This is a genomic window from Escherichia sp. E2661 (assembly GCF_004745185.1).
Taxonomy (GTDB): domain Bacteria; phylum Pseudomonadota; class Gammaproteobacteria; order Enterobacterales; family Enterobacteriaceae; genus Escherichia.
Window position 1 is genome coordinate 1 of record NZ_PDIG01000026.1, and the last position, 20,790, is coordinate 20,790.

The 20,790-nt window shown below is 51.0% G+C and carries 18 protein-coding genes and 3 pseudogenes; 15 read left to right on the forward strand and 6 right to left on the reverse strand.

Features of this window, described 5'->3' with window-relative positions:
- A partial coding sequence (locus CRI63_RS13210) for a TolC family protein (protein WP_167852312.1) occupies window positions 1-379 on the reverse strand: 379 nt, incomplete at its 3' end.
- A gap of 204 nt (window positions 380-583) precedes the next feature.
- Between CRI63_RS13210 and nudF the strand changes: the two genes are divergently transcribed.
- The 5 genes from nudF to parE are packed head-to-tail and all read left to right on the forward strand — an operon-like array spanning window position 584 to window position 4,990.
- Window positions 584-1,213, forward strand: coding sequence for an ADP-ribose diphosphatase (gene nudF / locus CRI63_RS13215; protein WP_021564655.1), 630 nt, complete (start codon window positions 584-586; stop codon window positions 1,211-1,213).
- Window positions 1,214-1,636 carry a DUF1249 family protein gene (locus tag CRI63_RS13220; protein WP_000833390.1) on the forward strand — a complete coding sequence of 141 codons (423 nt, stop codon included), beginning with the start codon at window positions 1,214-1,216 and terminating at the stop codon, window positions 1,634-1,636.
- Window positions 1,637-1,660: 24 nt separating this feature from the next.
- On the forward strand, window positions 1,661-2,488 hold the full coding sequence (gene cpdA, locus CRI63_RS13225) for a 3',5'-cyclic-AMP phosphodiesterase (RefSeq protein WP_130218206.1): 828 nt from the start codon (window positions 1,661-1,663) through the stop codon (window positions 2,486-2,488).
- Window positions 2,488-3,069, forward strand: a complete 582-nt coding sequence (yqiA, locus tag CRI63_RS13230) for an esterase YqiA (RefSeq protein ID WP_000105733.1) — start codon at window positions 2,488-2,490, stop codon at window positions 3,067-3,069. The genes cpdA and yqiA overlap by 1 nt, the downstream gene beginning before the upstream one ends.
- 28 nt (window positions 3,070-3,097) lie before the next feature.
- Complete coding sequence (gene parE / locus CRI63_RS13235; protein WP_130218204.1) at window positions 3,098-4,990, forward strand: DNA topoisomerase IV subunit B; 1,893 nt, start codon at window positions 3,098-3,100, stop codon at window positions 4,988-4,990.
- A 63-nt stretch (window positions 4,991-5,053) separates the two neighbouring features.
- Here the strand turns inward: parE and CRI63_RS13240 are convergent, their stop codons facing one another.
- Window positions 5,054-7,195 (reverse strand): TonB-dependent siderophore receptor, encoded by a 2,142-nt coding sequence (locus tag CRI63_RS13240; RefSeq protein WP_135519747.1) that lies wholly within the window; start codon window positions 7,193-7,195, stop codon window positions 5,054-5,056.
- 373 nt (window positions 7,196-7,568) lie between these two features.
- On the opposite strand from CRI63_RS13240, the gene CRI63_RS13245 reads away from it, so the two are divergent.
- From CRI63_RS13245 to CRI63_RS13265, 5 genes are read left to right on the forward strand one after another with little or no spacing between them, the layout of a single operon-like run.
- Entirely contained in the window at window positions 7,569-8,378 is an 810-nt protein-coding gene (locus CRI63_RS13245; protein WP_135519749.1) for an ABC transporter ATP-binding protein, read from the forward strand.
- Entirely contained in the window at window positions 8,375-9,358 is a 984-nt protein-coding gene (locus tag CRI63_RS13250) for an iron ABC transporter permease (RefSeq protein ID WP_135519751.1), read from the forward strand. Before CRI63_RS13245 ends, CRI63_RS13250 begins: the two co-directional genes overlap by 4 nt.
- Before the next feature lie 8 nt (window positions 9,359-9,366).
- Window positions 9,367-10,404, forward strand: a complete 1,038-nt coding sequence (locus tag CRI63_RS13255; protein WP_135519839.1) for an iron ABC transporter permease — start codon at window positions 9,367-9,369, stop codon at window positions 10,402-10,404.
- The gene (locus tag CRI63_RS13260) at window positions 10,404-11,363 is read left to right on the forward strand and encodes an iron-siderophore ABC transporter substrate-binding protein (protein ID WP_135519753.1); all 960 of its coding nucleotides are present in this window, start codon (window positions 10,404-10,406) and stop codon (window positions 11,361-11,363) included. Before CRI63_RS13255 ends, CRI63_RS13260 begins: the two co-directional genes overlap by 1 nt.
- Window positions 11,360-12,247 (forward strand): MurR/RpiR family transcriptional regulator, encoded by an 888-nt coding sequence (locus CRI63_RS13265; protein WP_000614953.1) that lies wholly within the window; start codon window positions 11,360-11,362, stop codon window positions 12,245-12,247. The genes CRI63_RS13260 and CRI63_RS13265 overlap by 4 nt, the downstream gene beginning before the upstream one ends.
- A gap of 44 nt (window positions 12,248-12,291) precedes the next feature.
- Here the strand turns inward: CRI63_RS13265 and CRI63_RS13270 are convergent.
- From CRI63_RS13270 to qseB, 4 genes and pseudogenes are all read right to left on the reverse strand, one after another.
- A pseudogene (locus CRI63_RS13270) lies at window positions 12,292-12,605 on the reverse strand (putative quinol monooxygenase).
- Window positions 12,606-12,635: 30 nt separating this feature from the next.
- Window positions 12,636-13,217 (reverse strand): NADPH:quinone oxidoreductase MdaB, encoded by a 582-nt coding sequence (gene mdaB / locus CRI63_RS13275; RefSeq protein WP_000065441.1) that lies wholly within the window; start codon window positions 13,215-13,217, stop codon window positions 12,636-12,638.
- A gap of 109 nt (window positions 13,218-13,326) precedes the next feature.
- Window positions 13,327-14,677, reverse strand: a pseudogene (gene qseC, locus CRI63_RS13280) (quorum sensing histidine kinase QseC).
- Window positions 14,674-15,333, reverse strand: coding sequence for a quorum sensing response regulator transcription factor QseB (gene qseB, locus CRI63_RS13285; RefSeq protein ID WP_130223937.1), 660 nt, complete (start codon window positions 15,331-15,333; stop codon window positions 14,674-14,676). Before qseB ends, qseC begins: the two are co-directional and overlap by 4 nt.
- Window positions 15,334-15,484: 151 nt before the next feature.
- Between qseB and ygiW the strand changes: the two genes are divergently transcribed.
- The 5 genes and pseudogenes from ygiW to plsC all read left to right on the forward strand — a co-directional run bounded on the left by ygiW (window position 15,485) and on the right by plsC (window position 20,772).
- Window positions 15,485-15,877, forward strand: a complete 393-nt coding sequence (gene ygiW / locus CRI63_RS13290; RefSeq protein ID WP_096251400.1) for an OB fold stress tolerance protein YgiW — start codon at window positions 15,485-15,487, stop codon at window positions 15,875-15,877.
- Window positions 15,878-15,928: 51 nt separating this feature from the next.
- Entirely contained in the window at window positions 15,929-16,411 is a 483-nt protein-coding gene (locus tag CRI63_RS13295) for a GyrI-like domain-containing protein (RefSeq protein WP_135519755.1), read from the forward strand.
- Between the two features lie 24 nt (window positions 16,412-16,435).
- A pseudogene (locus CRI63_RS13300) lies at window positions 16,436-17,413 on the forward strand (ABC transporter substrate-binding protein); the annotation flags it as partial.
- Window positions 17,414-17,550: 137 nt separating this feature from the next.
- On the forward strand, window positions 17,551-19,800 hold the full coding sequence (parC, locus tag CRI63_RS13305; RefSeq protein ID WP_135519757.1) for a DNA topoisomerase IV subunit A: 2,250 nt from the start codon (window positions 17,551-17,553) through the stop codon (window positions 19,798-19,800).
- A gap of 234 nt (window positions 19,801-20,034) precedes the next feature.
- Window positions 20,035-20,772 (forward strand): 1-acylglycerol-3-phosphate O-acyltransferase, encoded by a 738-nt coding sequence (gene plsC / locus CRI63_RS13310; protein WP_000965725.1) that lies wholly within the window; start codon window positions 20,035-20,037, stop codon window positions 20,770-20,772.
- Window positions 20,773-20,790 lie beyond the last annotated feature (18 nt).

A 20,790-nucleotide genomic window follows, 5' to 3' on the forward strand; every position in this document is an offset into this window, starting at 1 on the left:
AAGTTTGTTGATCGGTCTGGTAAGTGACGTCCTGAATACCGGCAGCTTTTTCCTGCAAAGTCAGTGCGCGCCATTTCGACATATCGAAAATGGACTGGGTCAACTGTAGGGACGCACTGGTTGCGTTAGAGTTGATGCCGTTCGCGTCGCGGTAGCCGTTGCTGTAGGTGTAATCTGCACCTAAACCTAGCTGTGGCAGTAATGGACTGCGAGCTTCATTAATTTTTTCAAAGGCAGCATCACGATCGGCGGCAGACTTACGCAATTCCGGGTTACTAAGGCGTGCTTGCTGATAAACTTGCATCAGGTTCTCGGCCTGGCTCAACGAACTGAACCCAGAAAGGCTCAGGCCGATAAGAATGGGGAGCAATTTCTTCATTTGCATTCCTTGTGGTGAAGCAGTATTTAGCGCGATCAAACTGTAAAATTATTGCGGATTCTAGCAGAAGCCGCTACCGCAAAAGGTTGGCGTTACGTGCCATAGGGCATTAATGTGCCTCAATTTAACACATGACTGCTCAAACGGCAGTCAAACGTCTCTGAAATTCACATTTTATTCACTATTAGTGCCAGGACATTAGCCATGCTTAAGCCAGACAACCTGCCCGTTACATTTGGCAAAAACGATGTAGAAATTATTGCACGAGAAACACTTTATCGCGGCTTTTTTTCATTAGATCTTTATAGATTTCGCCATCGTCTATTCAACGGACAAATGAGTCATGAGGTCCGACGGGAAATTTTTGAACGCGGTCACGCCGCAGTCTTGCTACCCTTTGACCCAGTGCGCGATGAAGTTGTACTGATTGAGCAGATACGAATCGCCGCGTATGACACCAGCGAAACGCCCTGGTTACTGGAAATGGTTGCCGGGATGATTGAAGAAGGTGAGAGTGTGGAAGATGTTGCCCGTCGCGAAGCGATTGAAGAGGCGGGACTAAAAGTGAAACGGACCAAACCGGTGTTAAGTTTCCTGGCAAGCCCGGGCGGCACCAGCGAGCGTTCGTCAATTATGGTGGGCGAAGTGGACGCCACGACCGCAAGCGGTATTCACGGTCTGGCTGATGAAAACGAAGATATTCGCGTTCATGTGGTAAGTCGGGAACAGGCATACCAATGGGTAGAAGAGGGGAAAATCGACAACGCAGCGTCGGTCATCGCTTTGCAATGGCTGCAACTGCATCATCAAGCGTTAAAAAATGAGTGGGCATAAATGAAGCGTTACACACCTGACTTTCCTGAAATGATGCGCCTGTGCGAGATGAACTTTTCACAATTGCGCCGTTTGTTACCGCGCAATGACGCACCCGGTGAAACTGTAAGCTATCAGGTGGCAAACGCACAATATCGGCTGACGATTGTGGAATCGACCCGATACACTACCCTGGTGACTATTGAACAGATTGCGCCAGCGATCAGTTACTGGAGCCTTCCGTCGATGACGGTGCGTCTGTATCATGACGCGATGGTGGCTGAAGTGTGTTCAAGTCAGCAGATTTTTCGCTTCAAAGCGCGGTATGATTATCCTAATAAAAAGTTGCATCAACGCGACGAAAAGCATCAAATTAATCAGTTTTTAGCGGACTGGTTGCGATACTGTTTAGCACATGGAGCGATGGCGATTCCGGTTTATTAGCGTCGTGAAACCTAAGGACACCATTTGGAAAGCCTGTTAACCCTTCCTCTGGCTGGTGAGTCCAGAGTCAGGATTTTACAAATTACCGATACTCACCTGTTTGCGCAAAAGCACGAAGCCCTGTTAGGGGTGAACACCTGGGAGAGTTACCAGGCGGTGCTGGAGGCGATTCGCCCACACCAGCACGAATTCGACCTGATTGTCGCGACAGGTGATTTAGCGCAGGATCAAACGGCTGCGGCCTATCAGCACTTCGCTGAAGGCATCGCAAGTTTTCGTGCGCCCTGCGTCTGGCTGCCGGGCAACCATGATTTCCAGCCTGCGATGTACAGCGCGCTACAGGACGCGGGTATATCTTCAGCGAAACGCGTGTTTATCGGTGAGCAGTGGCAAATCCTGCTGCTGGATAGCCAGGTGTTTGGCGTACCGCACGGTGAGCTAAGCGAGTTTCAACTCGAGTGGCTGGAACGTAAACTGGCTGATGCGCCAGAGCGCCATACCTTGCTTCTGCTGCATCATCATCCGTTGCCTGCGGGCTGTAGCTGGCTTGACCAACACAGCCTGCGTAACGCGGGGGAACTGGATAACGTGCTGGTGAAGTTTCCGCACGTCAAATATCTGTTATGCGGCCATATCCATCAGGAACTGGATCTCGACTGGAACGGTCGTCGCCTGCTGGCAACGCCATCGACCTGCGTGCAGTTTAAGCCGCACTGTTCCAACTTCACGCTGGACACCATCGCGCCCGGTTGGCGTACGCTGGAACTCCATGCCGATGGTACGCTGACCACAGAAGTACACCGCCTGGCAGACTCCCGTTTCCAACCAGATACCGCTTCAGAAGGTTACTGATGTCGACGCTTCTTTATTTACACGGTTTCAATAGTTCGCCGCGTTCTGCGAAAGCGAGCTTGTTGAAAAACTGGCTGGCGGAACATCACCCTGACGTTGAGATGATTATTCCGCAGTTACCGCCGTATCCTTCCGATGCGGCAGAACTGCTGGAATCCATTGTCCTGGAACATGGCGGCGATTCGCTGGGTATTGTCGGTTCGTCACTGGGGGGATATTACGCCACCTGGTTGTCGCAATGCTTTATGCTGCCCGCAGTGGTGGTAAACCCGGCGGTGCGCCCGTTTGAACTGCTGACGGACTATCTCGGTCAGAACGAGAACCCCTACACCGGGCAGCAATATGTGCTAGAGTCACGCCATATTTACGATCTCAAAGTCATGCAGATTGACCCGCTGGAAGCGCCGGATTTGATCTGGCTGCTGCAACAGACGGGAGATGAAGTGCTGGATTACCGCCAGGCGGTGGCGTACTACGCTTCCTGCCGCCAGACTGTTATAGAAGGCGGCAACCACGCATTCACGGGCTTCGAAGATTATTTCAACCCGATCGTCGATTTTCTTGGTCTGCACCATCTCTGACGATCAACTCGAATTACTAACTTAAACCATGACGCAAACTTATAACGCTGATGCCATTGAGGTACTCACCGGGCTTGAGCCGGTTCGCCGCCGTCCGGGGATGTATACCGATACCACTCGCCCTAACCATTTGGGGCAAGAAGTCATTGATAACAGTGTGGATGAAGCACTGGCGGGTCACGCAAAACGCGTGGACGTTATTTTACATGCTGACCAGTCGCTGGAAGTGATTGACGATGGCCGTGGGATGCCGGTGGATATTCACCCGGAAGAAGGTGTTCCGGCGGTAGAACTGATTCTTTGCCGTTTGCACGCGGGCGGTAAATTTTCTAACAAAAACTACCAGTTCTCTGGCGGTCTGCACGGCGTGGGGATCTCGGTGGTTAACGCCCTGTCAAAGCGCGTAGAAGTTAACGTGCGCCGCGATGGTCAGATTTATAACATCGCCTTTGAAAATGGCGAAAAGGTGCAGGATTTGCAGGTTGTCGGCACTTGCGGTAAACGCAATACCGGTACCAGCGTGCACTTCTGGCCGGATGAAACCTTCTTTGACAGCCCGCGCTTCTCTGTTTCACGCCTGACACATGTGCTGAAAGCCAAAGCGGTACTGTGCCCCGGCGTTGAAATCACTTTTAAAGATGAGATCAACAACACCGAACAACGCTGGTGCTATCAGGACGGTCTGAATGATTACCTGGCGGAAGCGGTAAACGGCCTGCCGACACTGCCGGAAAAACCGTTTATCGGTAACTTTAACGGTGAAACGGAAGCCGTTGACTGGGCGCTGCTGTGGCTGCCGGAAGGTGGCGAACTGCTGACCGAAAGTTACGTCAACCTGATCCCAACGATGCAGGGCGGTACGCACGTTAACGGTCTGCGTCAGGGGCTGCTGGACGCGATGCGTGAGTTTTGCGAATACCGCAACATTCTGCCGCGCGGCGTGAAGCTGTCGGCGGAAGATATCTGGGATCGCTGCGCCTATGTGCTGTCAGTAAAAATGCAGGATCCGCAGTTTGCCGGGCAGACCAAAGAACGTCTCTCTTCGCGTCAGTGCGCGGCATTCGTTTCGGGCGTGGTGAAAGATGCCTTCACCTTGTGGCTGAACCAGAACGTTCAGGCGGCTGAACTGCTGGCGGAGATGGCGATTTCCAGCGCCCAGCGCCGTATGCGTGCGGCCAAAAAAGTGGTGCGTAAAAAGCTGACCAGCGGCCCGGCACTGCCTGGCAAACTGGCAGACTGTACCGCGCAGGACCTTAACCGTACCGAACTGTTCCTCGTGGAAGGTGACTCCGCAGGCGGATCTGCCAAGCAGGCGCGCGATCGTGAATATCAGGCGATCATGCCGCTGAAAGGTAAGATCCTTAACACCTGGGAAGTCTCTTCCGACGAAGTGCTGGCTTCGCAGGAAGTGCACGATATTTCGGTAGCGATCGGTATCGATCCTGACAGCGATGATCTTAGCCAACTGCGTTATGGCAAGATCTGTATCCTGGCGGATGCTGACTCCGATGGTCTGCACATTGCCACGTTGCTCTGCGCCTTGTTTGTAAAACACTTCCGTACGCTGGTGAAACATGGTCACGTATATGTAGCGCTACCACCGCTCTACCGCATTGACCTTGGCAAAGAGGTCTATTACGCCTTGACGGAAGAAGAGAAAGAGGGCGTGCTCGAACAATTAAAACGCAAGAAAGGCAAGCCAAATGTCCAGCGTTTTAAAGGTCTGGGTGAAATGAACCCGCTGCAACTACGTGAAACCACGCTCGACCCGAACACTCGCCGTCTGGTGCAGTTGACTATCGATGATGAAGACGATCAGCGTACCGACGCGATGATGGATATGCTGTTGGCGAAGAAACGCTCGGAAGATCGCCGTAACTGGTTGCAAGAGAAAGGTGACATGGCGGAGATTGAGGTCTGATAATCTTCCCGTCAGGAGAATAAAACATAGCCCGGTATACACGTGTATACCGGGCTTTTTTTATCAAAATTCCATTTTCACCGTGAATTGCACTTCACGCGGATCGCCAATCTGATTACCCAGATTATTTGTGGCGATGGAAGAGGTGTAATACGTTTTATCAAACAGGTTTTTGACGTTTAATTGCAGTGTGACCGGATACTGCAATTTCATTTTGTATGCGGCGAAGGCATCGGCAACAAAATAGCCTGGCAGATAATAGTCAGCCCCATTGGTTGCCGAACGACGGCTTACGCCATGTCCGCCACCGCCAAACGTCAGTGTGTTATTGCCTGGCATGTTATGAATATCATAGGTCAGGAATAGCGAACCGGTATGACGAGGAACATTCGGCAATGGTTTTCCTGCATAATCAGGATCTTCCAGAACCTTTGCATCGGTATAGCCGTAGCTGGCAATGATATTAATGTTTTCGGTTAATGCTCCCGCAAGGTCGACTTCTACCCCTCTTGAACGAACGCGGCCTGCCGTTTTGGCGATGGTTTCATCACCAATACTTTCGGTATACAACACGTTACGTTTATGGATATCAAACAGCGCAATATCTGCGGTTATACCATCGAACAGCTCGAATTTTGCCCCGACTTCGTAAGCATTAGATGATTCCGGTGGAAGATCGCCAATGTAGCTGGCAATTGACGACTGCGGCATAAATGTTTGCGAATAATTAGCAAATAAGGATACCGATGGCGTCAGTTTGTAGACCAACCCCAGTTTGGGCGTCCATTGTTCATCGCGGCTGTCAGTATTGACATTAAAAGGACGGCCTTTACCCGCATATTGCGTGTAATACTGATAGCGGATCCCGGCGACGGCAATCCAGTTATCGGTCAGATAGAGTGCGTCCTGTGCATAAGCTGAGTAGCTCTCCTGTTTGATCGTCTGATCACTGTCCGACGCCGAAACCGTTGTGCATTTGCTGGTATTGCCATAAATGGGGTTGTAGATATTGAAATCTTTAGCGTTTTTACAGCGAATCATATCTGTGCGCAGAAGATCATAATATTCATATGACACCCCACCCAGAATCTCATTATAGAACCCAGCAATATCAACATTCCCTTGCAGATCCGCACGAGTAGAATGCATACGCTGTGTAGATCCCTGAGTTGCATCAACACGCCGTGTCAGCGTTCCTGTCGTTGCATCATACGCGGTAACACGAGCCTGATTATCGCTGTATTTATCCTGGCTGTAGCTGTAATCAAAGCGCGCTGTCCACTGGCTATTGAGATGATATTCTGCGTTGAGTTGCGCCAGATCGGACTGACCATCTGTAATATTAAACGGTTCGTCGAAACGTATTTTTCGATCAACGTTTACGGGCTGTTTCGTCGTAAGGTCGAAAATCGTTCCACGATCGAACGGCGTTTTATAATCCCGATGTGAATAGAGCATGGTTACTGTTGCATTATCACCAAACCAGGTGAGTGATGGGGCAATAAATGTGCTGCGCTCTTTACCGAAATTCCGCCAGTAATCTTCATCCTGCACTTCCCCCGTCAGGCGGTATGCCAGCTGAGTGCCTTCAATGGGACCTGTGATATCCAGTTGCCCAGTGCCTCCGCCAAAACTGGAGGACGTGGCTGAGACAGAACCATGGAATGTTTTTTCCGGGCGCTTGGTCACGACGTTAATCAATCCACCAGGATCGAGAATGCCATACAGCGTGGAGGCCGGACCTTTTAGCACTTCCACACGTTCTGTGGCGGCGTTGAAACTGCGAGGAAGTACAGTTCGCAGGCCGTTGGTCATGATGGAGCCATCCCGGTTAGCACCAAACCCACGACGTACAAAGGCGTCCTGAGTTCCGCCTAATGTATTGGTCTGTACCACGTTACTGACGTTATAAAGCGCTTCATCCAGCGTCGTCGCATTCTGATTTTCCAGAACCTGATCGCTAACCGTATTGACCACTTGCGGGATATCCAGCATCGGCATATCGGTTAATGTCGCCGTGGAGGTGCTCAGAGGTTGATAACCATCGGTCGCCTCAGTTGCGGTATTTGCATCCGCTGTAACAGTGATTGTTTCGCCATCTTTGGTCGTTGCAGTGTCGGTTGCATGAATCATTGGTGCTGCAAAGAGCAGTGAAAAGAGCGCCCGACCTTTGATTCCTGAGAATGAAGGTGTGAACTTAGCCATTTAGTCTGTTATCCCAAAAACTCACGGATTGTCGTGAGTGAAAATTGTTTCTTGTTGCTCACTAAGCACTATCCGTTTGTTATTTCGCCATCGGATATGTAATTGAGAATCATTCAATCATGAGGTGATGTAGTAGTAAATGAGAAATAACAAAAAATTGCTACATGTGTTTTTATGAGAGGTTAATGCAATTAAATTGATGGTAATTTATTAATATTTAATAGTTTTATTTTTGTATTTAAAAATATTTCACCTGTTATTTACCTTGTTTTTGTATGGCTTTTAACTTCTTGACTACTACATTTTGTGACGTCAAACTCTCAAAGGAGAATGAGTTTTATTTTTGTTTGTCTTTGATTAAGTTGGCGTACACGTGGCACATAACGCAAAAGGGCAGGGGCTGATCCTCGACACTGTTTCTGCCGGGTATCACAAGAAAATCATTGTTGATGGTGTTTCTTTCTCCGTTCCCACAGAAAAAATGACCGTTCTGGTTGGGGCAAACGGCTGTGGAAAGTCGACGTTGCTCAGCACCATTGCACGTATCTTGCAACCCATGGGCGGCGCGATATTGCTGGATGGTAAAGCGATTCACGAGCAACCAACGAAAGCGTTATCCCGTAGACTTGGGATCTTGCCGCAGTCGCCATTATTGCCGGAGGGCTTAACCGTTTATGAACTGGTGTCGCGTGGGCGTTTTCCCTGGCAAAATTTCATACGTCAATGGAGCGACGCCGATGAGCAGGCGGTAGAAGAGGCCCTGAAATTAACCGGTACGCAGGAGTTTGCACATTTACCTGTTGAAAAACTCTCTGGTGGGCAGCGCCAGCGTTGCTGGATTGCGATGGTGTTGGCGCAAAAGACGCCTTATATCCTGCTGGATGAACCCACAACCTGGCTTGATTTACGTTATCAGGTTGAAATTCTTGAGTTATTACATGATTTAACGCGTCATCACGGGCGTACTGTCGTCGTGGTGTTGCATGATCTGAATTTTGCCGTGAATTATGGCGATACGCTGATATTTTTACGCCAGGGGAAAGTGGTGCGTGTGTTGAATGAGGGGGAGCATTGCACGCCTGAGCTGGTAAAAGCTGTCTTTGACGTTGATGTTCACGCATCAATAAATCCTCTGACGGGAAAACCGTTCTTCATGCCGTTTCGTGGTGTAGAAAAAGTATGATGCGCACAGGGCTGGTTACTGTAATTTTCCTCGCCTTACTGCTGGTGGGATGCGTGGTATATCCAGGGATTGGTGCCCGATTTATTGCACCACAAACGGTGTTGCAGGCATTTCTTCATTTTGATCCGCAAAACTTCGATCACAACGTAATTGTAAGACTCCGTTTGCCGCGTTTAGCGGCAGCATTGCTTACCGGTGCTTCTCTTGGAGTTGCTGGTGCTTTGTTGCAGGCTGTCATTCGTAACCCATTGGGGGAGCCACATATTTTAGGCTTAAATGCCGGAGCCGCTCTTGCTGTCGTTGCTGCCAGTGCGCTTGGGTTGGCCTTTCCGGTTGGGCGCCCACTGCTGGCATCTACGGGAGGCGCGTTATTGTTCCTGTTGATATTGCTGCTTTCCTCCGCAGGGCGTTCAGGGTTAACGCCAATGAAAGTTACTTTATGCGGCGTGGCGCTATCGGCGTTCGTGTCCTCAATAACGGCTGCAATCCTGATTCTTGACGAACAAACGCTGCTGGCGATGCGGACATGGCTAGCAGGTGATTTAGCGGGGCAGGATTGGGCGACGCTGGGTACGTCCGCCTGGTTTTCTCTGGGGGGATTTGTGTTAGCCCTTTACCTTGCGCCCTCTCTTAACATGTTGGCACTGGGCGATCGCATGGCGCAGGGGCTGGGCGTCTCGGTACTCCGCACGCGAACATTCACCCTGCTTGCGATCGCGTTGCTCTGTGGCGCAGCCGTATCGATTGCTGGCCCCATTGGTTTTGTCGGCCTGCTAGTACCGCAGATTGTCCGGCGTCTGGTATCAGTGGATCTGCGAGTCCTGCTCCCTCTTTCAGCCTGTGTCGGTGCCTTACTGCTATTACTGGCAGATATTATTGCCCGGACGCTTTTCACGCCCCATGAGCTGGCAACCGGTGTCATGACGGCGTTAGTTGGTGCGCCTGTTTTTGTCATTATGGCGACGAGGATGTTCAAATGAGTCGGATAATGAACGTCGGGCTACGCCCACTACGTGTTGGTAAGTTTTCGACACTGGTACGCCCTAAAAATCTGGTGTTGCTTGGTGGGCTGTTTCTGTTTGCGGTTGGAATACTGATATTCGGTCTGATGCATGGCTCTTTCTCCGTCCCGGCATCGGAAGTAGGACGAGCATTGTTCTCTCCTGAAAACGTAAGCACAGACGCACGTTATATTGTGCAGGATATTCGCTTGCCGAGAGCCATCATGGCATTGCTATGCGGGGCCATGTTAGGTATGGCGGGAGCCGCAATGCAATCCATTGCGCGTAACGGCCTTGCCGATCCTGGTTTAATCGGCGTCAAAGAAGGATGTAGCGTGGCGGTGCTGTGGCTGATTTTCCAGTTTCCAATGCTGGGAATGTTCTGGCGTCCAGTGGCTGGTCTTGCTGGTGGCTTGTTGGTGGCTTTAATCGTGATTTTTTGTGCGCGCGATATTTCCCGCCCGCGATTTGTTCTGATTGGTATTGGTGTTTCCTGGTTTTTCGCCGCCGGTATCGGTGTATTTATGACCACTGCAGATGTTCGAGATGTACAAACTGCATTGATGTGGTTATCGGGAAGCCTGCATGCAGCTAACTGGATGTTAGTCGGTATTTCAGCCTGTTGGATGTTGCCAGCCGCTCTTTTATTGCTGTTCACCGCCAGGACGGCGGATATCGCTCTGCTTGGTCAGCAGGTTGCAACCGGGTTAGGGGTGAATAGTTCTCGTCTGGCGTTGTTACGTGTCGCCGCACCAATAATCCTGACAGCCGTCTGCGTTTCGTGTGTTGGTAACATCGGTTTTGTCGGATTGATAGCACCCCATATATCACGTTTTATTCTACGTGGCGGGCAGACGACATTACTGCTGGGGAGCGCCGTATCGGGGGCGTTGTTAGTCATCCTGGCGGATAGCATTGGTCGTTTGGCTTTTTTGCCTTTGCAACTGCCTGCCGGAATCATTATTTCATTGATTGGTGGACCATTCTTTTTGCTACTGCTCTGGCAGCGCAGGAACAGTTTTTAATGGGAGTTATATGCGTTTTATTTTTTTCTCTGCTGATACTGTTGTCATTCTTTGCCCGCGCGACAGAACCTGTTCAGGTCTTTACTGATGATTTAGGGCGCAAAGTCACTGTTCCTGCTCATCCAAAGAGAATTGTCTCTTTACACGATCTTGATATCACTATTCCTCTGATTGAGCTCGGTGTACCACCTGTCGCCAGCCACGGGCGAACCCGGCCTGACGGTAGCCATTTCATTCGATCAGGCGCGTTATTGACAGGTGTCGACTTTGATAATTCATCGATCGCTTTTATTGGCACCGCTGATATTGATATTGAAGCGATTGTGGCGGCAAAGCCTGACCTGATCATCACAGAACCGACCCGTAATACGCCCATTGAACAATTGGAAAAAATTGCGCCCACGGTGAGCATTGATCATCTCAAAGGGGGCGCGCCAGAAATCTACCGCAAGCTGGCAGAACTTACAGGAACGCAGTCGCAGCTGGCGATACTTGAACGCCGCTATCAGGCACAAATCAATGCGCTGAAGGCGACGCTGGACAGCCAAAAAATAACGGTATCGGTGATTCAGGCAAATCAGGGAAAAATTAATGTGATGCATAGCTATCATTCGCTGGGGCGGGTATTACGCGATGCTGGTTTTCGCTTTCCGCCGCTGATTGAGAGCATTCCTGAAGGTGGACGAATGGATGTGAGCGCGGAGCGTTTACCTGAACTGGATGCCGATTTTGTTTTTGCAACCTGGCGCGGTGACACCGGTGGTAAACCTCAGGATGAGCTGGCAGCAATGGAAAAAGTCATGCCGGGATGGTGTCAGTTTCTGACGGCCTGTCGTTCCGGGCGCTATGTGCTGATTTCTCGTGAAGAGGCGATTTCTAACTCCTTTGCATCTCTGGGGCTAATGGCTGCGCAGATACAATCACAAATTGCGGGACGACCTCTACCGGAGGCTAAATGATCCAGAAAGACAAAACGCGGGTTGATATTTATGGTGAGCGTTTTCGCACTCGCGCGAGTCAGTTAACGCCTGGGTTAAGAGCTGTCGCCAGCTACATTAATGAGCATCGTGAAGTGGTACTCGAGCAAACGGCGATGGAAATTGCGGCCACGTTGAACACTTCCGATGCCACAGTTATCAGGGCTATACAGGCCCTGGGGTTTGCCGGGCTGCGTGATCTGAAACGCACTCTGGAACAGTGGCTTGGTCCAGCCCTTAGCTCCAGCGAAAAGATGTCTACGACGGTGAGTAACTTGACGAGCGATGTTAACACCGCAATCGACTTTGTTCTTGAAGGGCATTTGTATACCTGTAATGTCCTGTCAGAGCCTGAAAACCGCCACGCGCTTGCGCAAGCGGTAGCGTTGTTGGTGCAGGCACGGCAAGTCGCAATTTTTGGCATTGGCGCTTCGGGTATTCTGGCGGACTATACCGCACGACTATTCAACCGCATAGGCTTGCCAGCCACGGCGCTAAACCGTACGGGTATTGGCCTTGCCGAGCAACTGATCGCGCTTCAACGTGGCGATGTTCTGATCATGATGGCGCAAAAATCTGCGCACCGGGAAGGACTGACAACGCTGCGTGAAGCGAGACGGCTGGGGATCCCTGTTATTTTGCTGACAAACGCGCTGGATTCACGTTTTAGCAAAGACGCCAGTATCGTGATTCATGTTCCGCGCGGGGATGAAAAGGGGAAAACGCCGCTACATGGTACGGTATTGTTGTGCCTGGAAATGATTGTCTGGTCGGTGGCTTCCGCGATGCCGCAGCGTGCGGTTAAAACCATTAAGCGAATCAACGATTTCCATCGGGGTTTGAAAACGGGAAGAAAGAATGGCTAATCTGACCTGAGGCCGGTTGCAACACCGGCCTCTTTTCAGGAATGTTAAATCCCCGGTTGCAGAATACGGATATTCATCTCCAGCACGTCGCCTTTTACGGCTTCGCTGTACGCCTTCATGTGCGGGGTTTGCAGATGCGCTTCAAGATGCGCGATGCTTTCCCACTGCTCAATCATCACGATAGAGTCCGGCGCCATAGACTGGAAACTCACGCCAGCAGCGCAATCCACCATCGGCGCATAGCGTGGCAACCTTCTTCCTTCAGTACGGTTGGAACGATTTTAGCAAACTGATCCAATACCGCCTGACGGTGATGTTGACCAGGACGAGTACGGATTTCTGCGATTACTGTAATCATGGTTAACTCCTTCTAAAGCCAGAGCCCTAGTTAACCAAAAATCTCTACAAGATGCTTGCGATATTCTTCAGTATAGCGGGGAACATCAGGCATTTTTATCACATCATTAGCGATAAATGTCGGCAGCGGTTCCATACCCAGGAATTGGTTTGCTTTATGGAACGGCAGATACACGCCGTCAACGCCAACGCCGTGGAAGAATTGGTCTTTTTCGGTGAAGGCTTCCATTGGTGCGTTCCAGGTCAGGGAAAGCATATATTTTTTGCCTTGTACCAGGCCGCCGGAGCCGTATTTTTTTGACGGATCTTTGCGGGTACGACCATCGCTGGCATACAGCGTGCCGTGACCTTCGGTGAACACATCATCGATATATTTCTTCACCGTCCACGGTGCGCCCATCCACCAACCTGGCATCTGCCAGATCACCACATCAGCCCAGAGAAAGTTTTGTACTTCGGCTTTGACATCGTAGTCGCTCTCGGCGCGAACGATGCGGACATCATGCCCGAGGTCGCGCAGCGTACCATCCGCGACTTCGGTCAGGGTGTCGTTCAGTTGACCATTGGAGTGGGCGAATTTTTTCGCGCCGTTGATAATCAGGATGTTGCTCATTTTTTATCCTCAAGGTGAGACGTTTGCCGACTATAGTACGTCACAGAGCGGTGCGGTGAAATTAGCAAAATGTGCAAAGTCTTTTGCGAATTTTGCAAAAATATCACCACTACCAGCTCACCTTCGCCTCAAATCCACCTTGTTCCGCATTCCCAAACACAACATTCATGCCATGCAATTTGGCGATTCGCTGGACAATCGATAGCCCAAGCCCGCTGCCGGTAGCGGTTTGTCCTGGTGGGCGGTAGAAACGTTCACCAATTCGCGCCAGTGCCTCTGGTGTCACACCGGGGCCGTTGTCTCTTACGGTGAAATTATCTGCATTTAGAGTGACGTCCACCACGCTGCCCTGTGGACTGTAACGTACTGCGTTATCCAGCAGATTTCGTACCAGTAGACTTAGCAATAGCGGTTGTCCGGTGCGTTTGATGCCGTGGGCATTGAGTGTCAGCCGCACGTCAATTTTTGCCTGCTGCGCCGTATGGTAAATATCCATCACCGACGATTGCAGGAGGTCTTCAAGCGGGATCTCCGCGACGTCCTGAAGGTTATCCAGTGAGTCGAGCCGCGACAGGGTGAGCAACTGATCAACCAGGCGTGTGGCGCGATCGATCCCCGAATGTAATTGCATCAGTGCTTTTTTCCGTGTCCTGCGGATCATCGTCAGAAAGCTGTGCGACTTCGGTTTGTACTTTCAGTGCTGTTAACGGGCTACGCAGTTCGTGAGCTGCATCAGAGGTAAAGCGGCGCTCACGGACCATCATCGCATGTGTGCGGGCGAACAGTTGATTCAACGACTCGACCAGTGGACGTACTTCGCTGGGTACGCCAGTAGTATTGAGTGGTTTTTCCGAGTCAGGGTCACGCATACGTAGCGCCAGCGCCAGTTTGTTCAGCGGTGCGAGTTCACGCCCCAGTAGTACCATCATGATGATTAACATAATGGGCAGCGCGATAAGCCACGGGATCAGTTGTCCGATGACAATCGCCAGCGCCATGTCTTCGCGGTATTCCCATTCCTGACCTACAACGATGCGGTATTTACCATCAGACGACGTCATCCAGACAAAACGCCAGGGATCATCTTCATCTACCAGTTGACCGTTAGTAAATCCTTCACGTTGATAGCTGTAGGGAATGTCTTTTCCGTTATCGCCATCATTGAGCACCATTTTGCCGTCGTGGGTAAAGATGGCAAAGGTCAACGCGTCGTCATCCACATGACCATGTTTTAATTTATTTGGTGTCCGTGCCATACGATCCGCAGCGTTAATCTCGTTGAGATCGAGCGTACTTAACCGTTTGGCAAACAGCATCAGTTGGGTATCGAACAGCTCATCGACGTTATCCGTTGTTTGCTTCCAGGCGACAAAGCTGGAAAGTAACCAGGTCACCGAGGCCAGAATTAAAAAGATTAGCGTCAGCCTGACTCGCAGACTAAGGCGTTGGGTAAATTTCATTTCTCACCTAATGTGTAGCCTATACCGTGAACGGTACGAATAAAGTCACTGCCAAGTTTGCGCCGCAGATGATGCACATGCACTTCAACGGCATTGCTGGTGACCTCTTCGTCCCAGGTATACAGTTTTTCTTCAATCAGTTTGCGTGGCAGTACCCGACCAGCGTTACGCATCAGTAATTCCAACAGGGCAAATTCTTTTGGTTTCAGCGTTAAGGGTTCGCCAGCCAGCGTGGCGATACGTTTGCCGGGGTCGAGCATGACGTTACCGTGGCGCAGCTCGTTGCTGGCCTGGCCGTTGGTTCGGCGCATCAGAGCTTCCAGCCTGGCGGCCACTTCTATCAATGCAAAAGGTTTGCACAGATAATCGTCGGCTCCCAGGCGCAAACCTTCCACGCGTTCGGCCAGAGCGTCGCGAGCAGTGAGAATCAGTACCGGTTCACGCTGACCTTTACTCCGCCACTCGCGTAAAATATCGCGACCATCCATTCCCGGTAAGGTGAGATCAAGGATCACCGCGTCATAAGGTGCGCTATAAAGCGCCTCTTTTCCCTGACGACCTTCCGTAAACCAGTCGACGCTAAAACCCATCTTACTCAGACCTGTTTTGATGCCATCGCCAATCAGCATGTCATCTTCTATCAGTAAAATTCGCATCTTTTCATCCCTGCGATAACTGTATTTGTTGCAAGTAAACCGTGTTGTAACGTGCTCTGTACAGCCCTAAATTTTCTTTTTTTTCCTTAAGAAGTTGTTAAGGACTATCTTGTTTAATACTCGGAAACAGAAATTAAAGGGAGTAACAAACATGAAAAAATTCGCAGCAGCAATTGCAGTAATGGCCCTGTGTAGCGCACCGGTAATGGCAGCAGAGCAGGGGGGGTTTTCTGGCCCATCGGCAACACAAAGTCAGACCGGAGGATTCCAGGGGCCGAACGGCAGCGTAACTAACGTAGAAAACGCGAAATCTCTGCGTGACGACACCTGGGTAACTCTGCGTGGCAATATCGTTGAGCGCATCTCTGACGATCTGTATCTGTTCAAAGATGCCAGCGGCACCATCAATGTAGATATCGACCACAAACGCTGGAACGGTGTGACGGTAACGCCGAAAGATACGGTTGAGATTCAGGGCGAAGTGGATAAAGACTGGAACTCTGTTGAAATTGACGTTAAACAGATCCGCAAAGTAAACCCGTAATTTTACTGCTCCCGGGACGCGTTCCCGGGAATAATTTCGCAGGGAGGCAAAATGACAAACTTGACACTGGATGTAAACATTATCGATTTCCCATCAATCCCTGTGGCGATGTTGCCACATCGCTGTAGCCCTGAGTTGCTCAACTACAGCGTGGCGAAATTTATCATGTGGCGCAAAGAGACGGGGCTTTCCCCTGTTAATCAAAGCCAGACCTTTGGCGTCGCCTGGGACGATCCTGCCACCACCGCACCAGATGCGTTTCGCTTTGATATCTGCGGCAGTGTTAACGAACCGATTCCGGAGAATCGTTATGGCGTGAGTAATGGTGAACTTACTTCGGGGCGCTATGCCGTTGCCCGCCATGTTGGCGATCCGGATAACATATCTCATACCATCTGGGCCATCATTCGCCGCTGGCTTCCTGAAAGTGGTGAGAAAATGCGTAAAGCACCGCTCCTGTTTCACTACACCAATCTTGCCGAAGGGATGACAGAGCAGCGACTGGAAACAGATGTTTATGTGCCGTTGGTGTGATGGGGAATCTTGTGAGCCAAATGTGCCTTTGTGCTTGATAAATGGGTGGTTCACGAAAAGATTACTGCTCGCAAAAATTCTAAGTACCGCGATGCAGAGCATACCGTTTTGCAGCAGGTCGAGTATCTGGCGCTGGATAATTCGGTCACTGGCTATAACCGCTATCGCGCGGGAGAGGTTGATCTGACCTGGGTTCCGGCGCAGCAAATTCCTGCTATCGAAAAATCGTTGCCAGGCGAGTTGCAGATTATCCCGCGTCTGAACAGCGAATATTACAACTTCAATATGCAGAAAACGCCGTTTGACGACGTGCGTGTGCGGCGGGCGTTATACCTGACGGTCGACAGACAGTTAATCGCGCAAAAGGTACTTGGGCTGCGAACCCCTGCAACGACGTTGACGCCGCCAGAAGTTGAAGGCTTTAACGCGCCGACGTTCGATGAACTGCAACAGCCAATGAGTGAGCGCGTGGCGACGGCAAAAGCATTGCTGAAACAGGCGGGATACGACGCCTCTCACCCGCTACGCTTTGAACTGTTCTACAACAAATACGATCTGCATGAGAAAACGGCGATAGCCTTGTCTTCCGAATGGAAAAAATGGCTTGGAGCACAGGTGACGCTGCGCACGATGGAGTGGAAAACGTATCTTGATGCCCGGCGTAGCGGTGATTTCATGTTGTCGCGGCAGTCGTGGGATGCGACGTATAATGATGCTTCCACCTTCCTGAACACGCTTAAAAGCGATAGTGAAGAGAACGTCGGTCACTGGAAAAACACGCAGTATGACGCGTTATTGAATCAGGCGGTGCAAACCACCGATGCGGGGAAACGTAACGTGCTGTATCAACAGGCCGAGGCCATTATCAACCAGCAGGCTCCGCTCATTCCCATCTACTATCAACCGCTGATCAAACTGCTTAAACCCTACGTTGGCGGTTTCCCGCTGCATAATCCTCAGGATTATGTCTACAGCAAAGAGTTGTATATCAAGGCACATTGATGCCTTTAGCGCCGCCGGAGCACGTCCGGCGGCGCTAATGACGCTGATCTCCTGTGACTCGACGCGGCAGATAATGTAGTATCTCCAGCAATATTGCCCCTTTGAAGGCTGGCGAATAAGTTGAGGAATCAGAATTAATGAGCGATATGGCAGAGCGCCTTGCGCTGCATGAGTTTACGGAGAACGCCTACTTAAACTACTCCATGTACGTGATCATGGACCGTGCGTTGCCGTTTATTGGTGATGGTCTGAAACCCGTTCAACGCCGCATTGTGTATGCGATGTCAGAACTGGGCCTGAATGCGACCGCCAAATTTAAAAAGTCGGCTCGTACTGTCGGTGACGTACTGGGTAAATACCATCCGCATGGCGACAGCGCCTGCTATGAAGCGATGGTGCTGATGGCGCAGCCATTCTCTTACCGTTATCCGCTGGTGGACGGGCAGGGGAACTGGGGGGCGCCGGACGATCCGAAATCGTTCGCAGCAATGCGTTACACCGAATCCCGCCTGTCGAAATATTCCGAGCTTTTATTAAGTGAACTGGGGCAAGGAACGGCGGATTGGGTGCCAAACTTCGATGGCACGTTGCAAGAGCCGAAAATGCTCCCCGCCCGCTTGCCGAATATTTTACTTAACGGCACCACCGGCATTGCCGTCGGCATGGCGACGGATATTCCGCCGCACAACCTGCGTGAAGTCGCGCAGGCGGCAATCGCCTTAATTGAGCAGCCCAATACCACGCTCGACCAGTTACTGGATATCGTGCAGGGGCCGGACTACCCGACCGAAGCGGAAATCATTACCTCGCGTGCCGAGATCCGCAAAATCTACGAGAACGGTCGCGGTTCTGTGCGTATGCGCGCGGTGTGGAAGAAAGAAGATGGCGCGGTGGTTATCAGCGCACTACCGCATCAGGTTTCTGGCGCGCGCGTGCTGGAGCAGATTGCTGCGCAAATGCGCAACAAGAAGCTGCCGATGGTTGATGATCTGCGCGATGAATCTGACCACGAGAACCCGACCCGTCTGGTGATCGTGCCGCGTTCCAACCGCGTGGATATGGAGCAGGTGATGAATCACCTCTTCGCCACCACCGATCTGGAAAAGAGCTATCGTATTAACCTCAATATGATCGGTCTGGATGGGCGTCCTGCGGTGAAAAATCTGCGGGAAATCCTCTGTGAATGGCTGGTGTTCCGTCGTGATACCGTACGCCGCCGTCTGAACTATCGTCTGGAGAAAGTCCTCAAGCGCCTGCATATCCTCGAAGGTTTGCTGGTGGCATTTCTCAACATCGACGAAGTGATTGAGATCATTCGTAATGAAGATGAACCGAAACCGGCGCTGATGTCGCGCTTCGGCATTACGGAAACTCAGGCGGAAGCGATCCTCGAACTGAAACTGCGTCACCTCGCCAAACTGGAAGAGATGAAGATTCGCGGTGAGCAGAACGAGCTGGAAAAAGAGCGCGATCAGTTGCAGGGCATTCTGGCTTCCGAGCGCAAAATGAATAACCTGCTGAAGAAAGAGCTACAGGCCGACGCACAAGCGTATGGCGACGATCGCCGTTCGCCGCTGCAGGAACGCGAAGAAGCGAAAGCGATGAGCGAGCACGACATGCTGCCGTCTGAGCCGGTTACCATTGTGTTGTCGCAGATGGGCTGGGTGCGTAGTGCCAAAGGTCATGATATCGACGCCCCTGGTCTGAATTACAAAGCAGGTGACAGCTTTAAAGCTGCGGTGAAAGGTAAGAGTAACCAGCCTGTGGTGTTTGTAGACTCTACTGGACGCAGCTACGCCATCGACCCCATTACGCTGCCTTCAGCGCGTGGTCAGGGCGAACCGCTCACCGGTAAACTGACGTTGCCGCCAGGCGCTACCGTTGATCACATGCTAATGGAAAGCGACGATCAGAAACTGTTGATGGCTTCCGATGCAGGTTACGGATTCGTCTGTACCTTTAACGATCTGGTGGCGCGTAACCGTGCAGGTAAAGCACTGATTAATCTGCCAGAAAACGCGCATGTTATGCCGCCAGTGGTGATTCAGGATCCTTCCGATATGTTGCTGGCGATTACTCTGGCTGGACGTATGCTGATGTTCCCGGTCAGTGAGCTCCCGCAACTGTCGAAGGGTAAAGGCAACAAGATCATTAACATCCCGTCGGCAGAAGCCGCTCGTGGCGAGGATGGTCTTGCACATCTGTATGTCCTGCCCCCACAAAGTACGCTGACGATTCATGTCGGGAAACGCAAAATCAAACTGCGCCCGGAAGAGTTGCTGAAAGTGACCGGTGAGCGTGGCCGTCGCGGCACATTGATGCGTGGTTTGCAGCGTATTGACCGTGTCGAGATTGACTCCCCGCGGCGTGCTGTCAGCGAAGAGTAAAATGCAGGAGAGGGCCGTACCTTCTCCTGTCAAAAAGGTGAACCGGATGAAACGTTGAAGTCGTCATCCGGTGCCGCATTTAGTCTGTATAAACAATAAAAATTCCCTTGAAACCGTTGTTTATTCATGCGTTGCGATTAACAATACGTTTTTCCAGAGAGCGGCTTTTAACAATGCCCTAACCTGATTTCAGGTGACGTACAATGCCAGTCTCTCAGATCTTCAGAGGGTGTTATGCTATATATCTTTCGTCTTATTATTACCGTTATTTACAGCATCTTAGTCTGTGTATTCGGCTCCATTTACTGCCTTTTCAGCCCGCGTAATCCGAAGCATGTGGCTACCTTCGGGCATATGTTTGGTCGTCTTGCGCCGCTGTACGGCCTGAAGGTCGAATGTCGCAAACCTGCTGATGCCGAAAGCTACGGTAATGCTATCTATATTGCTAACCATCAGAACAACTATGACATGGTGACGGCATCAAACATCGTGCAGCCGCCGACAGTCACTGTAGGTAAAAAGAGTTTGCTGTGGATCCCCTTCTTTGGGCAGTTGTACTGGTTAACCGGTAACTTATTGATCGACAGAAACAACCGTACTAAGGCACACGGCACTATCGCGGAAGTGGTGAATCACTTCAAAAAACGCCGTATTTCCATCTGGATGTTCCCGGAAGGTACCCGCAGTCGTGGTCGCGGCCTGCTACCGTTCAAGACCGGGGCATTTCACGCGGCAATTGCAGCAGGTGTGCCGATTATTCCCGTGTGTGTTTCCACGACTTCGAATAAGATTAATCTTAACCGACTGAATAATGGTTTAGTGATCGTAGAAATGCTGCCGCCAATTGATGTCAGTCAATATGGTAAAGATCAGGTTCGCGAGCTGGCGGCCCATTGTCGTTCGATAATGGAACAAAAAATCGCCGAGCTCGATAAAGAAGTCGCAGAACGCGAAGCCGCCGGAAAAGTTTAAGTCGGCAATCTGTATTTT

Bases quoted from the DNA above. Each gene is read 5' to 3' on its own strand.
- plsC (WP_000965725.1), top strand. From the start codon at position 20,035: ATGCTATATATCTTTCGTCTTATTATTACCGTTATTTACAGCATCTTA.
- CRI63_RS13255 (WP_135519839.1), top strand. From the start codon at position 9,367: ATGAACGTCGGGCTACGCCCACTACGTGTTGGTAAGTTTTCGACACTG.
- CRI63_RS13250 (WP_135519751.1), top strand. From the start codon at position 8,375: ATGATGCGCACAGGGCTGGTTACTGTAATTTTCCTCGCCTTACTGCTG.
- ygiW (WP_096251400.1), top strand. From the start codon at position 15,485: ATGAAAAAATTCGCAGCAGCAATTGCAGTAATGGCCCTGTGTAGCGCA.
- mdaB (WP_000065441.1), bottom strand. From the start codon at position 13,217: ATGAGCAACATCCTGATTATCAACGGCGCGAAAAAATTCGCCCACTCC.
- nudF (WP_021564655.1), top strand. From the start codon at position 584: ATGCTTAAGCCAGACAACCTGCCCGTTACATTTGGCAAAAACGATGTA.
- CRI63_RS13260 (WP_135519753.1), top strand. From the start codon at position 10,404: ATGGGAGTTATATGCGTTTTATTTTTTTCTCTGCTGATACTGTTGTCA.
- yqiA (WP_000105733.1), top strand. From the start codon at position 2,488: ATGTCGACGCTTCTTTATTTACACGGTTTCAATAGTTCGCCGCGTTCT.
- CRI63_RS13265 (WP_000614953.1), top strand. From the start codon at position 11,360: ATGATCCAGAAAGACAAAACGCGGGTTGATATTTATGGTGAGCGTTTT.
- CRI63_RS13240 (WP_135519747.1), bottom strand. From the start codon at position 7,195: ATGGCTAAGTTCACACCTTCATTCTCAGGAATCAAAGGTCGGGCGCTC.
- CRI63_RS13295 (WP_135519755.1), top strand. From the start codon at position 15,929: ATGACAAACTTGACACTGGATGTAAACATTATCGATTTCCCATCAATC.
- parE (WP_130218204.1), top strand. From the start codon at position 3,098: ATGACGCAAACTTATAACGCTGATGCCATTGAGGTACTCACCGGGCTT.
- qseB (WP_130223937.1), bottom strand. From the start codon at position 15,333: ATGCGAATTTTACTGATAGAAGATGACATGCTGATTGGCGATGGCATC.
- CRI63_RS13220 (WP_000833390.1), top strand. From the start codon at position 1,214: ATGAAGCGTTACACACCTGACTTTCCTGAAATGATGCGCCTGTGCGAG.
- parC (WP_135519757.1), top strand. From the start codon at position 17,551: ATGAGCGATATGGCAGAGCGCCTTGCGCTGCATGAGTTTACGGAGAAC.